At 65.3% G+C, this 14,905-nt stretch carries 11 protein-coding genes and 2 tRNA genes; 5 read left to right on the forward strand and 8 right to left on the reverse strand.

What is annotated here, in order from left to right:
* Positions 1–2: 2 nt before the first annotated feature.
* Positions 3–1,034 carry a glycoside hydrolase family 43 protein gene (locus ACRYLO_RS06420; RefSeq protein ID WP_482659397.1) on the reverse strand — a complete coding sequence of 344 codons (1,032 nt, stop codon included), beginning with the start codon at positions 1,032–1,034 and terminating at the stop codon, positions 3–5.
* A 124-nt stretch (positions 1,035–1,158) separates the two neighbouring features.
* Here ACRYLO_RS06420 and ACRYLO_RS06425 point away from each other — a divergent pair, with 124 nt between their 5' ends.
* Together ACRYLO_RS06425 and ACRYLO_RS06430 are read left to right on the forward strand one after the other, a co-directional pair.
* On the forward strand, positions 1,159–2,232 hold the full coding sequence (locus tag ACRYLO_RS06425) for an aldose epimerase family protein (RefSeq protein WP_482659398.1): 1,074 nt from the start codon (positions 1,159–1,161) through the stop codon (positions 2,230–2,232).
* Between the two features lie 35 nt (positions 2,233–2,267).
* A complete protein-coding gene (locus tag ACRYLO_RS06430) occupies positions 2,268–4,910 on the forward strand; it encodes a glycoside hydrolase family 31 protein (protein WP_482659399.1) in 2,643 nt (880 codons plus the stop codon).
* A 60-nt stretch (positions 4,911–4,970) separates the two neighbouring features.
* On the opposite strand, the gene ACRYLO_RS06435 is transcribed toward ACRYLO_RS06430, so the two are convergent.
* The 4 genes from ACRYLO_RS06435 to ACRYLO_RS06450 all read right to left on the reverse strand — a co-directional run bounded on the left by ACRYLO_RS06435 (position 4,971) and on the right by ACRYLO_RS06450 (position 8,687).
* Positions 4,971–5,047 (reverse strand) — tRNA-Pro (locus ACRYLO_RS06435).
* A 47-nt stretch (positions 5,048–5,094) separates the two neighbouring features.
* Positions 5,095–5,171 (reverse strand) — tRNA-Ile (locus ACRYLO_RS06440).
* A 17-nt stretch (positions 5,172–5,188) separates the two neighbouring features.
* Complete coding sequence (locus tag ACRYLO_RS06445; protein WP_482659400.1) at positions 5,189–6,157, reverse strand: polysaccharide deacetylase family protein; 969 nt, start codon at positions 6,155–6,157, stop codon at positions 5,189–5,191.
* 82 nt (positions 6,158–6,239) lie between these two features.
* Positions 6,240–8,687, reverse strand: a complete 2,448-nt coding sequence (locus ACRYLO_RS06450) for a sensor histidine kinase (RefSeq protein WP_482659401.1) — start codon at positions 8,685–8,687, stop codon at positions 6,240–6,242.
* 191 nt (positions 8,688–8,878) lie between these two features.
* Here ACRYLO_RS06450 and ACRYLO_RS06455 point away from each other — a divergent pair, with 191 nt between their 5' ends.
* The gene (locus ACRYLO_RS06455) at positions 8,879–9,340 is read left to right on the forward strand and encodes an Lrp/AsnC family transcriptional regulator (protein ID WP_294016510.1); all 462 of its coding nucleotides are present in this window, start codon (positions 8,879–8,881) and stop codon (positions 9,338–9,340) included.
* A gap of 54 nt (positions 9,341–9,394) precedes the next feature.
* On the opposite strand, the gene ACRYLO_RS06460 is transcribed toward ACRYLO_RS06455, so the two are convergent.
* Complete coding sequence (locus tag ACRYLO_RS06460; protein ID WP_482659402.1) at positions 9,395–10,660, reverse strand: tetratricopeptide repeat protein; 1,266 nt, start codon at positions 10,658–10,660, stop codon at positions 9,395–9,397.
* 264 nt (positions 10,661–10,924) lie between these two features.
* Between ACRYLO_RS06460 and gyrA the strand changes: the two genes are divergently transcribed.
* Both gyrA and ACRYLO_RS06470 read left to right on the forward strand, forming a co-directional pair.
* Positions 10,925–13,675, forward strand: coding sequence for a DNA gyrase subunit A (gene gyrA, locus ACRYLO_RS06465; protein WP_482659403.1), 2,751 nt, complete (start codon positions 10,925–10,927; stop codon positions 13,673–13,675).
* Positions 13,672–14,019: a DUF952 domain-containing protein gene (locus tag ACRYLO_RS06470; RefSeq protein ID WP_482659404.1), complete on the forward strand. Its 348-nt coding sequence runs from the start codon at positions 13,672–13,674 to the stop codon at positions 14,017–14,019. Before gyrA ends, ACRYLO_RS06470 begins: the two co-directional genes overlap by 4 nt.
* A gap of 41 nt (positions 14,020–14,060) precedes the next feature.
* On the opposite strand, the gene ACRYLO_RS06475 is transcribed toward ACRYLO_RS06470, so the two are convergent.
* On the reverse strand, positions 14,061–14,492 hold the full coding sequence (locus ACRYLO_RS06475) for a DUF488 domain-containing protein (protein ID WP_482659405.1): 432 nt from the start codon (positions 14,490–14,492) through the stop codon (positions 14,061–14,063).
* Complete coding sequence (locus ACRYLO_RS06480; protein WP_482659406.1) at positions 14,489–14,881, reverse strand: VOC family protein; 393 nt, start codon at positions 14,879–14,881, stop codon at positions 14,489–14,491. The genes ACRYLO_RS06475 and ACRYLO_RS06480 overlap by 4 nt, the downstream gene beginning before the upstream one ends.
* Positions 14,882–14,905: the final 24 nt, after the last annotated feature.

Below are 14,905 nucleotides of genomic sequence, written 5' to 3' on the forward strand. Positions count from 1 at the left end.
AATCACTTCTTTGCAGTCGGCCGAATGCTGACGCCGACCGCCGGCTCGCCATCCTTCCACAGCAACGGCGCGACATAGAGGTAGCGCTTATTGTCGAGCTTGCGGCACCCGGGCGTCGCGGCCCAGGCGTGGAACGACACGAACTGCCGTGCGCCGACCGTGACGATGCTCTGATGCCCCGGCCCGCTCAGGCAACCGGCTTCGCGGTTGTTATAGCTGTAGAGGATCGGGTTCTTCGGCGAGTCGGTGCACGGCCCCATCGGCCCGTCGCACTTCGCCCAACCCATCGCATAGGGCGACAAACGCTGGTGCGTCTCCCAGCCATAATGGTTCGACGAATAGAACATCGCATAGCCAGCTGGCGTCTTCACCATCGTCGGCGCTTCGATGACATGCGCCTCCCACGGCTTGTCGTTCCGCAGCAGCGCCACGGCGGGACCTTCCAGCTTCAGACCATCGGGACTCATCTTCTGCACATAGATGTCGGTCGGCTTGCCGAACTTCGGATTATTGCCGTCATTCTTGTAATAGAGGTACAGCGTGCCATCGGTATCGCGGAACGGCGCGGCGTCGATCGTCCCGCCCAGATCGCGCTGGCACACCATCGGCTCGGTTTCCTTCGACACGAACGGCCCGCGCGGATCGCTCGCGAATGCTGCGCCGATGCATTGCAGCCCACTGTCCTTCTCGCGCGCGGTGATGTAGATCACGAAACCATTGGGAACGCGCAGCACCTCCGGCGCCCAGGTAAAGCCTTCGCGCGCCCACACTGGCAGCGTCGGCATCGCATCGTGAATCTTGCCCCCGGTCTTGACCAGCGCCCAGTCGGCGAGATTGGTCGAAGTCGCCATCTGCACATTCGCGACATTGCCCGGAGGGTTCGTTGCATAGGCATAGAAGGTGCCGTCGTGCAGCATCACGAACGGGTCCGCGAAATCCTCCTCCAGCACCGGTGCGAACGGCACGTCATCCTTTACCGGCGCGAACGCGGTGCAGGTCAGCGCCAACAATGCCAGAAACCCGTATTTTGCCATGCCTAACTCCCTCGGCTCCATCACCCTGGCCGGTCGGGTCAAAACGCCCACTCGACCTGTCCAGTCTTTTATCATATAAATCAGCTCAAGAGGAAAGACCGTTTATCGCGGTCGGGAGCGGCGTATGAATTTCACTGTGAACCGCGCCGATTTCGGCATGCTGAACGGCGCGCGAGTCGAACTGATCCGGTTGAGCAACGGCGCGGTTGAGGCCACGATCCTCACCTATGGCGCGTCGATCCACTCGGTGCGCGTTCCCGACCGTGACGGACATGTCGGTGACGTGGCGGTCGGCCATGCGACGCTCGCCGAATATGTAGATCAGCCGCAGTTCATGGGATCGACGGTCGGTCGCCTTGCCAACCGCGTCGCGGGCGGGCGCTTCATGCTGGATGGTACCGAATATCGCGTGCCGACCAACAACGGCCCCAACTCGCTCCACGGTGGCGATCAGGGCTTCGACAAGGCGAACTGGCAAGTCCTCGCGCTGGACACCGAGGACGCGGCGTCGGTTACGCTGGGCCATGTCAGCCCGGACGGCGACCAGGGCTATCCCGGCACGCTGAACGTCACCGCGCGCTATGCGCTCGACGCTGCCAACACCCTGCATGTCGATTACCGCGCGGTCAGCGACGCGGTCACGGTCGTCGCGCTGTCGAACCACGCTTATTGGAACCTCGCCGGCGAAGACAGCGGCAGGAGCGCACTCGACCATATCCTGACCATCCCGGCCGACCATTATCTCCCCACCGATGCCACGGCGATCCCGACCGGGGAGCTGCGCCCGGTCGCGAACACCGCGTTCGATTTCCGCGCACCCATGTCGATCGCCGCACGCGTCCGCGATGCGAGCGAAGCGCAGCTGCGCATCGGGCGCGGCTATGATCACAATTGGGTCATCGCGCACGACATCGCCGATCATCTGCGGCTGATGGCGCACATCCTCGACCCCGTTTCGGGCCGGGTGATGGAGGTCCATTCGACCCAGCCGGGCCTGCAATTCTATTCGGGAAATTTCCTCGACGGCAGCTCGGTCAATAAGAGCGGGGGGATGCTGCGAATGGGCGACGCTATCGCGCTCGAGCCCCAGCAATTTCCCGACACCGTCAATCGCCCGGAGTTTGGATCGGTGCGGCTGGAGCCGGGCCAGGTCTATCGCAACCAGATCGCATGGCGCTTCGGCGTCCAGCCCGCCTGAAACCAACATTACAGCAGGACCGAAGGAGAGGCCGTTTGAGCACAGGGAAAGCGTGGGTCGCGTTTGGCTTGAGCGCAGTGGCATTGGCGCTGGCGACGCCCGTCGCGGCCAAGTCGCTCGATATGGAGGGCCGCGCTGCTGCAGCCGCCACCATAACGCGCGGGCAGGCGCGGTTCACCATCCTGACGTCGGGGCTGATCCGAATGGAATGGTCGCCGACCGCCCATTTCGTCGATGCACCGTCACAGGTGTTCATCGACCGCGATCAACCGGTGCCGCGCTTCACCACGACGGTCGAAAACGGCAAGCTGGTGGTCCGCACCGATGCGCTCGAACTCTCCTACACGCTCGACCGCGGTCGCTTCACCGCCGCCAATCTGACCATCCGGTCGCGCACGTTGAAGCCCGCATTCAGCTGGCGCCCCGACACTGCTGCAACCGGCAATCTCCACGGCACCGCCCGCACGCTCGACCGCTATTCGGGCGACCGGCACATCGACAACGGTTCCCGGCTCGACCTGGGCCAAGGCCTGATCTCGCGCGATGGCTGGCATCTCGTTGACGACAGCAGTTCGTTCGTGTTCGACGACAGCCGCCCGGCCCCTTGGGTACAGAAACGCACCTGCGGCGAGTGCCAGGACCTGTATTTCTTCGGCTACGGCCACGACTACACCGCCGCGCTTGGCGACTATGCCAAGGTCGCCGGGCGCCAGCCGATGCCACCACGCTTCGCCTTTGGCTATTGGTGGTCGCGCTACTGGAACTATTCCGACCGCGAGCTGCGCGACCTTGTGGGCGACCTCGATCGCTCCGGCTTCCCGCTCGACGTGCTCGTCATCGACATGGACTGGCATCGCACCGACGATCTCAGCTGGGATCCGCGCTATGTGGTGAAGGACGAGGTCGGCGAAGGCGTGGGCTGGACCGGCTATAGCTGGAACCGCAGCCTGTTCCCCGATCCGAAGCGCTTCCTCGGCTGGCTGGAAGACCGCAAGATCAAGGCGACGCTGAACCTGCACCCCGCATCGGGCATCCCCCCGCGCGAAGACAGCTACGCCGCCTTCGCCAAGGCGATGGGCGTGACCGATGGCAAGGCGGTGCCGTTCGAGGGCGCCGACCGCCGCTTCGTCGATAACTGGTTCAAGCTGACGCTCGATCCGCTGACCGCGCAAGGCGTCGATTTCTGGTGGCTCGACTGGCAGCAATGGCCGGAATCGAAATTGATGCCGGGCCTGTCCAATACCTGGTGGCTCAACCACCTGTTCTACACCCGGATGCAGCAGGCCGATGCCAGTCGCGCGCTGATCTATCATCGGTGGGGCGGCCTCGGAAACCACCGCTACCAGATCGGCTTCTCCGGCGATGCCGTCATCACCTGGGATTCGCTGGCCTATCAGCCCTATTTCACCGCGACGGCCTCGAACGTCCTGTACGGCTATTGGAGCCACGATATCGGCGGCCACATGTTCGCCGACGGCACGCCCGCCGATCAGCGTACCCTGGACCCCGAGCTCTACGTCCGCTGGACGCAGTTCGGCGCGTTCAGCCCGATCCTGCGCACCCACTCGGCCAAGGACGGCAATCTCCGCAAGGAGCCATGGCGCTTCTCGCCCGAGGTGCAGCAAATCCTCCGGGATACCGTGGCCCAACGCTATCGCCTCGCGCCCTATATCTACACCGCGTCGCGGCAGGCATATGACACGGGGGTCTCGATCATGCGCCCGCTCTACTATGCGTGGCCGGATCGGGAGGAAGCCTATACGGCGCGTGGCCAATATATGTTCGGCGACGACATGCTGGTCGCGCCCGTGACCAAGGCCGGGCGCGACGGCGTCGTTCAAACATCCATCTGGCTGCCGCCCGGGCAATGGTATGATACGAACCGCGGCGCGCTTGTTGCGGGCGATCGCACCATCACGCGCGACTATCTGCTGAACGAAGTTCCGCTGTTCGTGCGCGCCGGTGCGGTCATTCCGATGAACCGGCCATCCATAAAGAACCTGCAGCAAATCGACGGAAGCGAACTGGTGCTGCAGGTGATGCCGGGCGGTGCGGCAAGCACACAGTTCTATGAAGATGCCGGGGATGACGAAGGCTATCGCGCCGACGCGTTCAGCTTCACCGCAATCGACAGCGCGCGCGACACCCGGAGCGCGACGCTGACCGTGCACCCGCGCAAGGGCAGCTATCCGGGCATGCCCACCGCGCGACAGATTACGGTCGAGCTCCCGGCGGCGTCGCTTCCTACGCGGGTATCGGTCAACGGGACTATTTACACGCGATCCGACGATGAGCGCAGCGGCCAATGGCACTATGATGGTGCCAGCTTGACCGCACGCGTCGTTGTCCCCCCGCTCACCACCACCGCGCCATTGACCGTCAAGGTTGATTTCGCGTCCGATAGCCGGATCGACGGGCTGTCCTATCGCGTGAAGCGAACTGCCGCCGCCGTCGCCTGGCTCAAGGAACACTGGCCGCCGCCCGAGCCGCTGCCCGACGACATATCGCTCGCCGGGCAGTTTGGCCAACTGGCGGACTATGATCCGGAGCGGCTGAATGCGCTCGTCTCCGAATTCGACCGTCAAAGCGCACGCCTCGTGACGCTGGTACAGGCATCGCGCGTGTCACCGCAGGTCAAGGCTGAGTTTGCACGACGCATGGCGCTGATCCGACAATAAAGTCGGCAACAGGCGAAACGCAGCGGGGCCGTCGTGGAACGCGATACATTCAGGAGGGGGTGGTCGGGGAGACAGGATTCGAACCTGCGACATCCTGCTCCCAAAGCAGGCGCGCTACCAGACTGCGCCACTCCCCGACGCGAAGCGGACCGCCTAGACGGGTCGGACCATAAAGGCAATGCGCTGGTGGGCCCGGCAGGACTTGAACCCGCAACCTAGCCGTTATGAGCGGCCAGCTCTAACCAATTGAGCTACAGGCCCACAGCGCGATCCGCCGATTAGGGGCGATCCGCGTCCTCGGCAAGCGCTCCCAATATCTGATCGTGCGAGGCGGGCGCGATACCCAGTCGGTCGAGCAAGGCGAACGCCCGCTCCCACCAGCGGCGAAACCCGGCCAGCTCGCCTGCATCGCGCACATAGGGCGTATAGCCGGGCGCTGCGGACGGCGAATGGTAGGAGAACATCAGCAAGCGCACGCCCGTATCGGCCGCAACCTCGATCGCCTTGAGCGCCAATTCGATCGGCATGTCCTCCGGCGTCAGCGCAACCCGCGACGACAGGCGCAGGCGCGAGGCAATCCCGCGCCCACGCGGTACCCGGCCCAGCGCTTCGTGCAACCCGATCCCGCCACGCCGCAGCGCACCGGTATAAACCGTAGTCAGCGGAATCTCGATCAGATCCCCCTCCCCCGTCGCAAAAGCGTGGTTCGGGATCGCGCGATAATCCGGTCCGCCCTCAGCGGCATAGCTATAGCCCGAGCGCATCGACGTATCGACTCGATACCCCGCCGCCGCGAGCAGCCCGAGCGTGTCGGGGCCAAGCCCGTAGCGCCCGGTCCGCATCATCACCGGCCGCCGTCCGAACGCCGCCGCGATACCGTCGGTGAGCGCTGCGATCTTCGCCGCCTGCAGATCGCGGGGCAGATTGCCTAGAAAGCTGTTGCGCGGGCTCACCAGCTCGTCATGCGGCGGGTTGACCCATGGGTGCAGCTGCGATCCGATCGCCGAACCGCCATCGGCCATCAACCCTTTCAGGATGTCGACCGATCGCGCACAGCGGACGATCGGGTCGTCGATCATGTACGTGGCAGGAACGCCATGATCGGCGAACAGCGCATGGATCCCCGGCAGGGCGTCCATCGCTTGCGTCCCCCGGTTTTCGCGCGCCAATGGCCGCGACCAGTCAAATTCCTCCTCGGTGTCGACGAACACGGCAAAGCGCGTGCCGAAACTTTCCGGCCACTGCACGGCGGCATCCGGTGACGGTGCGGACGGCCGATAGCCGACCGGTTCGGGCTTAAGTTGCGCTGCGCGTTTCACGGGCGCGGGTTTAGCGCGCCTGTTCCAAAGACTTGGTTACCATCGCGGGAAGCTCGACCGTAATCGCCTCTGCCGTGACGCTCAGGCTCCCGCCCAGCTCGCGCGCGATGTTGCGCACCAGCCGCAGCGCAAAGCCGGTGCCGAGCAGCGCGGCATCTTCATCCTCGTCATCAAGGTTGAACAGCGCGTCGCCGTCGAATGCCGCCAGGGCTTCGGGCCGGTCGAACGCGATCGCAACCGACGCGCCGGCGTCGTGCACCTGTATTCCCACCCGTTCGCCATCGCGCGCGGCAGACAACAGGGTGGCAAGCAGCCGCGACATCATCCGCTCGATCGCGCGGGCGTCGCCCCGGACCACCGGATCGTCGATCGGCAGCGATATCCACGCCCCGCGCAGCTCCGCCAGCGCCGCCAGGTCGTCAGCGATCCGCGACAGCAGCGGCCGCAACGTCACCTCGCTCGCGCCGAGCTTCAGCGCCGACGCCTCGATCCGCGCCGCGATGTCCAGATCGTCGATCGCCGCCAGCAGCGCGCGCGCATGCATCCGGATCGTTCCCGCGCGCTCGCGATATACGGGCGGTGCGTCGCCCAGCATCTCGCGCTCGATCATCTCGGCAAAACCCGCGATCGCGTTGGTCGGGGTGCGCAGTTCGTGCATCAGCTGGCGCAGCGAATCTGCCGCCGGGCTGGCTGGCGGCGGCGTCGATGGTGCGGCGCTGTCTTCCCGGCGGGGGCGGCGTGCAGTCCCGCGATAGCCCGAAAACCGGCCGGTCGCGCGGTCGAACGCGGGAGCGGCCGAAATGCGCCATTCGCCTGCGGCATCCGATTCGCCGACGACCATCAGCCGCGCGTCGCTGAACGTCGCCCGCTGGCGCAGCGCGCCTGCCGCCACGCCATCGGCGCGCGACGCGTCGCTCGATGCATTAAGTTCCAGCGACAGTCCGATCAACGGTGCGCGCGAAACCCCCTCGACCCAGCGGATCACGCCCTGTTCGTCGGTCTCGAACCGGAACCCGTCGACGCGCGCCGGCGGTGGGGCGTGCGCCGCACGTTCCTGCTGCAATGTGTAAAAAGCGTCGATGCGCGCGACAACTTCGGCAATTTCGAACGGACCGGCCGGCTCGGCAAGCGGCGCGTCGGTCCCGATCGCATCGGCAGGTGCAGTACCCAGAATGAAGACATCATCCATATCAGCGGCCTGCCCGTCGTCGGACTCGGCAGCAAGGGGCAATGCGATAAACGGATCGGGGTCGGTCCCGCTTTGGGTCGGCTCTGCCTCGGCCACCGGCTCGGCTTCAGGAGCAGGCTCGGCTTCGCGCGTCGGCTCGAACTGTCCTTCGCCCTCCAGCGCGCGCACCACTGCGGGAATCGCCAGCGCGGCCGCCCCGACCGAAACAAAGGGCAAGGTATTGGCGGGAACTTCGGTCGCTTGGGGCGGCTCGACAGGTTCGAGCACGGGACGCAACCGCATCCGCACCCGCGATTCGACCCGCGCCACGGCGTCGAGCACCGACCCGGCACTGGTAATGGCGACGGCGTCCGCCTCGGCATCCTCGGTCACGACCGGCAACTCGATCAGTGCCGGGTCGTGGCTAGCCCCGACTGCCGCAGGAGCAGGTGCGTCGATCGCGACCGGCTGCTCGGCATCGGATGCTGCGATCGGTTCGGGCGTCACCTCTGCCGGGACCTGCACAACCGGATCGATCACATCTTCCTGCTCAACCTCGGGTGCGACGGTCGACTGCGGCAGGCTGTCCGCAACACCCGCCGCTGCAACGCCGATGCCAAGCTCCGGCTCGGCCATGTCAGGTCGAATTGGCAAGGGCGGGTCGAGTGCGTCCGGTCGGGGCGATTCGCCTTCGCTGTGCGGTGCAGCTGCATCGACCGGGTCGGAGCCGAACGCTACGACTACGGGGTCTGCCTCCGCCTCCACCAACGGAGGGCAGCTGGATTCCATTTCCGGAGCGACGTCGGCGGCCGCGGCCTCGATCAGCGCGACTTCGGCGACTTGCTCCTCGGGCTCCGCCACCGTCCCCGTCACCACGAAATCGACCGGCCCGAACGTCTCCAGCGCCCGCTCGATCCCCAGGGGCAGGTCGCGGCGGGCGCGCAGCACCGATCGCGCCGCCGCGGACAGGCGCGGTAACAACTCGACCCATTCACCCGACGACATGCGTGCGGTGCGCAGCAGCGGCGCGGCGACCGAAATATGGTCGAGCGCACAAAGCGCCACCAGCGGCGCAGGGGGATTGGCATGTTCCAGCGCGCGAGCACTCGCCGCACGCACGCCCAACGGCACATCGTCGCGAATCCGGCGCAGCAGGTTGAACGCGCGCGCATCCGCCGCGACCCGGCGCCGACCGATCAGGTCGACCAGCTGACGCCACGCCGATGCCTTGCCGAATGATGTCGAAACATCGCCGGCCAGCACGGTCTCCAGAGTGTCGTCGTAACGCAAAAAACGGTCTGCCCAGTCGGGCCGGAAATCGGCCGGTAAGGATTCCTTAACCCGCCCGAACCCCCCGTGGGAACAGGAGAATTCGTCCCGAATGCGTGCCGTCGCATAGTGGGACAATTGCGCTTGCCAGTAATTAAATTATGTCTAACTCGCGCGTTGCGACCGAATCATGTGGCGCTGGGGAATCATCAATGGCTTTCGACGATATCGACCGTCAGATCATGGCACATCTCCAAAATGATGGGCGCATGACCAATGTCGAGTTGGCCGATCGCGTCGGCCTGACCGCCCCGCCCTGCCTGCGCCGAGTCCGGGCGCTTGAGGAAAAGGGTGCGATCCGGGGTTATCACGCCGATCTCGACCCCAATTGGCTGGGCTATACGATCACCGTCTTTGCCATGGTCAGCCTTAAAAGCCAGGCCGAATCCGACCTGGAGGCATTTGAAGCGCACATCGCCGCGATTCCCGAGATTCGCGAATGCTATATGCTCAACGGCGATATCGATTTCATCCTGAAGATCGTGGCACGCGACCTCAGCAGCTTTCAGCAGTTCCTGACGACGCGCCTGACCACCGCGCCCAATGTCGCGCATGTCCGCACGTCGCTCACCATCCGCACGTCCAAGTCGCACCCGGGCGTTCCGGTCGACTGAAACGAAAAGGGGCGGCACAACGGCCGCCCCCTCGACTTTAGGCTTCGCTCAACCTCAGGCGGCCGGCGCCTGATCGATCCAGGTCGTCCAGAAGCGGGCGACCTCGCTGCGCGGTGCCGCGGTCACTGCCTGGAACGCCGCCTTGGCCTCTTCCTTCTGGCCCAGCATCGCCAGCGCGATACCAAGCCGCGTGTTCACCAGATTGGCGTCCACACCGCCCTTCTGCAACGCGACGCGATACAGCTCGACGGCCTTGGTGAAGTTGCGGCTGCCCAGATAAGCGTCGCCCACATTCTTTGCCGCCGTGCCATTCGCCGCAGCGGTGGCCGTCTTTTCCTCGGCGGCGAGCGATCCTTCGGCCTTTTCGCGCACGACCGCCGAGCGATACATTTCGTTGATCGCCGCATTGGTCGCCTGAATCTTGCCGGCCGCGCGACCTTCCTCGATCACCGCCTTGGCCTCCCAGGGCAGACCGCGGCGCTGCGCCAGATCGGCATATTCCTGATAGTCGAACTCACCGCCCATCGCCTTTGCCGCGCGCATCAGGCGCAGGATATCGAGCTGCAGATCGGCGTCCATCGGGACACCCTTTTCGCGCGTCCGCTCCATGTAGATCAGCAACGTCGCGCGCCAGCCCTCGGCGCTGGGATAGGCGGCCATCTGGCGACCCAGCCATTCGCTCGCCGCTGCCTTCTGGCCACCGCGATACAGGCGGTCGACCGCGAAGCGATACCATGCCAGCGGCGCCTTGCGGCCAGCCGCTTCCTCGGCCTTGATCGCGGCGTCGATGCTGCCGACCCCGGCTTCCAGCTGGCCGGCGTCAAGCTGTGCCTGCGCGATCAACAGGTTGAGGTTGGCGCCATTGGGTGCATAGCCCAGCTCGCGTGCCTTCAGCAGGAACGGGATCGCGTCGGCGGGCTTCTTCAGGCCCAGCGTCTTGTCCCCACGGAAGAAATAATACTGACCCAGATTCGCCGGGTCCGTCTTCGGATTGGCGATCAATGCGTCGAGCGCGCTGATCGTTGCCGGATCATCCTTGAGGTTCGCGGCGGTGGTCAGGCGGAAATTGGCGACGAAGAATTTTTCGTCCTCATTGGTCGCCATCGCCTCCAGCGCGGGAAGCTTGCCCGCCGCGCCCTGGAAATCCTTGGCCTTGATCAGCGCCTCGATCTCGGCCGCAGACTTGCGGAACGCATCGCTCAGCTTGAACTTGGGTGCCTCCTCCTTCTGCTTTTTTTGCGCGACGGCCGGTGCCGACACGGCGAACGGCGCAGCCAGCAGGACCGCTGCGGCAAGCGCAGCCTTGGAAACAGACTTCATCCGGAACTCTCCTCACGCATGTGTGCGTAGCGGTTGACGCGACCCGCTCTAGTAATCCGTCCCGCCCGGTCAAGGCGGTGTATCGCGGTTCGCGCTTTCGCACGCGTTCGCTGAACGCATTTTGAATGCCATGGCTCCCGAAATGAGACGCCCTGCCCCCAACCCCTCGCGTGCGCGCGCACGCGGGTGCGCGGGGTTGGCAGGTGGTCACGGGGCGGCTAGAGCGGTCACAACACTGAAACAACCCTTCGAAAGCACCGATTCTTGACCGACGAGACCGTCCTCGCGGACCCTTCCGATATCACCCCCATCTCCATCGTCGATGAGATGAAGACCAGCTACCTCGATTACGCGATGAGCGTGATCGTGGCGCGCGCGCTTCCCGACGTTCGTGACGGCTTGAAGCCGGTCCACCGCCGCATCCTCTACGCGGCGCAGGAGGGCGGCTACCTGCCCGGTCGCGCCTATCGCAAGTCGGCCCGCCTGGTCGGTGACGTGATGGGTAAATATCACCCGCACGGCGACAGCTCGATCTATGACGCGATGGCGCGCATGGCCCAGGATTGGGCGATGCGGGTGCCGCTGATCGACGGTCAGGGCAATTTCGGATCGATGGACCCCGATCCACCCGCCGCGATGCGCTACACCGAAGCGCGTCTGGCCAAGGTCGCGATGTCGCTGCTCGACGATATCGACAAGGATACGGTCGACTTTCAGGATAACTATGACGGCTCCGAAAGCGAGCCGACGGTCCTTCCCGCGCGCTACCCGAACCTGCTCGTCAACGGCGCGGGCGGCATCGCGGTCGGCATGGCGACCAACATTCCGCCGCACAATCTGGGCGAAGTGGTCGATGCCTGCCTTGCCTATATCGACAATGGCGCTGTCACGATCGAAGAGCTGATGGAGATCGTGCCGGGGCCAGACTTCCCGACCGGCGCACAGATTCTCGGCCGTTCGGGCTGCCGCAACGCCTATCAGACGGGCCGCGGCTCGATCATCGTGCGCAGCCGCTACATCACCGAACAGCGCGGGGAGCGGCGTTCGATCGTCCTCACCGAAATCCCCTATCAGCAGGGCAAGAACGCGCTGGTCGAAAAGATCGCCGAAGCCGCAAAGGAAAAGCGGATCGAGGGGATCAGCGACATCCGCGACGAATCGTCGCGCGAAGGCGTCCGCATCGTCATCGACCTGAAGCGCGACGCGACCCCCGAAGTCGTGCTCAACCAGCTGTGGCGCAACACCCCGGCGCAACAGAGCTTCCCGGCCAACATGCTCGCGATCCGCGGCGGTCGCCCGGAACTGCTCAACCTGCGCGACATTATCGAGGCGTTCGTCAAGTTCCGCGAGCAGGTGATTACCCGCCGCTCGAAATTCGAACTCGCCAAGGCGCGCGACCGGGCGCACATCTTGCTCGGCCTCGTCATCGCGGTCACCAACCTCGATGAAGTCGTCCGCATCATCCGCGGCTCGTCCAGCCCGACGGCGGCGCGCGAATCGCTGCTGATGCGCGACTGGCCGATTGCCGAGATTGCGCAGTACATCCGCCTTGTCGAAGCGGTCGAAACCGAAATCACCGGCGATACCTATCGCCTGTCGGACATTCAGGTCCGCGCGATCCTCGACCTGCGCCTGCACCGCCTGACCGCATTGGGCCGCGACGAGATCGGCGACGAGCTCAAGGAACTCGCCGATTCGATCGCCGAGCTGCTCGAAATCCTCGCCAACCGCGCCAAGCTCTATGCAGTGCTCCGCGGCGAGCTGGTCGCCGTGCGCGATCTCTACGCCACCCCGCGCCGCACCGAAATCGCCGCCGCCGCCGACGGGATCGAGGATGAGGACCTGATCGAGCGTGAGGACATGGTCGTCACCGTGACCATGCAGGGCTATATCAAACGCACCAGCCTCGACACGTTCCGCGCCCAGGCACGCGGCGGCAAGGGCCGCGCCGGCATGGCGACGAAGGACGAGGATGTCGTCACCGAACTGTTCGTCACCTCGACCCACACGCCCGTCCTGTTCTTCTCCACCCTCGGCCGCGTCTATCGCATGAAGGTGTGGCGTCTGCCCGAGGGCGGGGCGAATACGCGCGGACGCCCGATGATCAACCTGCTCCCGCTCGCCGCGGGGGAAACGATCTCGACCGTCTTGCCCTTGCCGGAGGATGAGAGCGAGTGGGGCAAACTCCACGTCATGTTCGCGACCGCCAAGGGCAATGTCCGCCGCAACAGCATGGATGCGTTCACCAACGTACCCAGCAACGGCAAGATCGCGATGAAGTTCGAGGGTGAGGATGAGGATGACCGCCTGATCGGCGTGGCCCTGCTTGATGAGGGCGACGACGTCCTCCTTGCCAGCCGCGCGGGCAAGGCAATCCGCTTCGCCGGCGACGAGGTGCGCGAATTCCAGAGCCGCAATTCGACCGGCGTGCGCGGCATGCGCCTGCTCGGCGACGATCAGGTCATCTCGCTGTCGATCCTCCACCGTGTCGGCACCACCGCCGAAGAGCGCGAGACCTATCTGCGCTTTGCCCCGTGGAAGGCGGAGAAGGAAGGCGAGCCCGACCTGCCGCCCGAACGGTTTGAGGAACTGCGCACCAAGGAGCAGTTCATCCTCACCGTCTGCGCCAATGGCTATGGCAAGCTCAGCTCGGCCTATGAATATCGCCGCACCGGGCGCGGGGGTCAGGGCATCACCAATATCGACAATATCGCCCGCAACGGCGCGGTGCTGGCGAGCTTCCCGGCGACCCAGTCTGATCAGCTGATGCTCGTGACCGATCAGGCGAAGATGATCCGCCTCCCCCTCACCTCGCTGCGCGTCATCGGCCGCGGCTCGGCCGGCGTGCGCCTGTTCCACGTCGCGCCGGGCGAGCAGGTCGTCTCCGCCGCACGGATCGAGGAGAGCGAAGAGGACGCCGAGGTCAATCTGGCCGACAACGAAGTCGAAACCGCGCCGCTGCCCGACGCCACCCCCGGCGACGATCTCGCCTCGGGGCCAGAGGGCGGCGAATGAGCCGCCCCACGACCGCCTACAAAGTCCTGACCGCCCCGCAGATGGGCGACCTTGAGGCGGGCAGCTTCGAGGGCGCGCCGATCGACATCCAGGACGGCTATATCCACCTCTCAACCGCCGCCCAGCTGACCGAGACGGTGGACAAGCATTTCGCGGATCAGCCCGATTTATGGGTCGCGGCGGTCGATCTCGACGCGCTCGGCGACGCGATCAAATGGGAGGTATCGCGCGGCGGCGCGGAGTTTCCGCACCTCTATGGCGCACTGACGTTGGACACGGTGGTGGCCTATTCCCCGCTCGAACGCACCGAAGACGGCTCGGTCGCGCTGCCCGTCACGGGCTGAAATCCCCCTCCCGCTTGCGGGAGGGGCAGGGGGAGGGCCGGTCAGGCAAACAGGTCCACGACCTCGACCCCCTCACCCTCCGCCGCCAGCAGCAGCGTCCGGTGACAAACGCACGGATCGCGCTCGAAGCACAGCAACGCGCTCGGCATCTCCGCGATCAGGTTGCGCATCCGCGCCGCCGCCGCCTGCGCCTCGGGAAGTTCGAGCTGCCCGGCATAAACCGCCTCCAGCGTCGCCCGATCCCCCTTCTTCGCGGCATCGCGCCCCGGCTTGGGCGTACCCAGCGCCTTCAGATGCACATAGCCGATCCCCCGCTCGGCCAGCGCCGCCGCCAGTGACGATTTCGAAAATCCCGGCCGCCGCGACAGCGGCAATTGCCGCACATCGATCACCTGACGCACCCCGGCGCGCTCCAGCGCGGCAAGGAAGGACGCAACCGTCGCCCCCTCATATCCAATGGTGAAGACCTTCACTCATCCTCCGCGTAGCACACCGCCTCGATATTGATCCCGTCGGGGTCGAACACGAACGCGGCATAGTAGTTCGGCCCATAATTCGGCCGCAGCCCCGGCGCGCCATGGTCGCGCCCGCCCGCCGCCATCGCCGCCTCGTAAAAGGCATCGACCTGCGCGCGCGTCTCGGCGCGAAACGCGACATGCGTCCCCTCGCCCACTTTTTCATTGTCGCCGACCCAGAACTCCCCGCCACCTTCGACGCCAAAGCCATAGGCCGCACCGCCTGATCCATTATCGTCCGCCGGAATCTCGGTCAGGCACTTCATACCCAATGGCTTCAACGCCGCCTCGTAAAACGCCTTGGATCGCTTGGCATCGGCGACCGCCACACCCATATGATCGATCATGTTGACTCTCCTTATTTCTGTAAT

The sequence above is a fragment of the Sphingomonas sp. SDUR79 genome (assembly GCF_056821745.1).

Coding starts and splice junctions, on each gene's coding strand:
- ACRYLO_RS06420 (WP_482659397.1), bottom strand. CDS start 1,034: ATGGCAAAATACGGGTTTCTGGCATTGTTGGCGCTGACCTGCACCGCG.
- ACRYLO_RS06425 (WP_482659398.1), top strand. CDS start 1,159: ATGAATTTCACTGTGAACCGCGCCGATTTCGGCATGCTGAACGGCGCG.
- ACRYLO_RS06455 (WP_294016510.1), top strand. CDS start 8,879: ATGGCTTTCGACGATATCGACCGTCAGATCATGGCACATCTCCAAAAT.
- ACRYLO_RS06460 (WP_482659402.1), bottom strand. CDS start 10,660: ATGAAGTCTGTTTCCAAGGCTGCGCTTGCCGCAGCGGTCCTGCTGGCT.
- ACRYLO_RS06470 (WP_482659404.1), top strand. CDS start 13,672: ATGAGCCGCCCCACGACCGCCTACAAAGTCCTGACCGCCCCGCAGATG.
- ACRYLO_RS06480 (WP_482659406.1), bottom strand. CDS start 14,881: ATGATCGATCATATGGGTGTGGCGGTCGCCGATGCCAAGCGATCCAAG.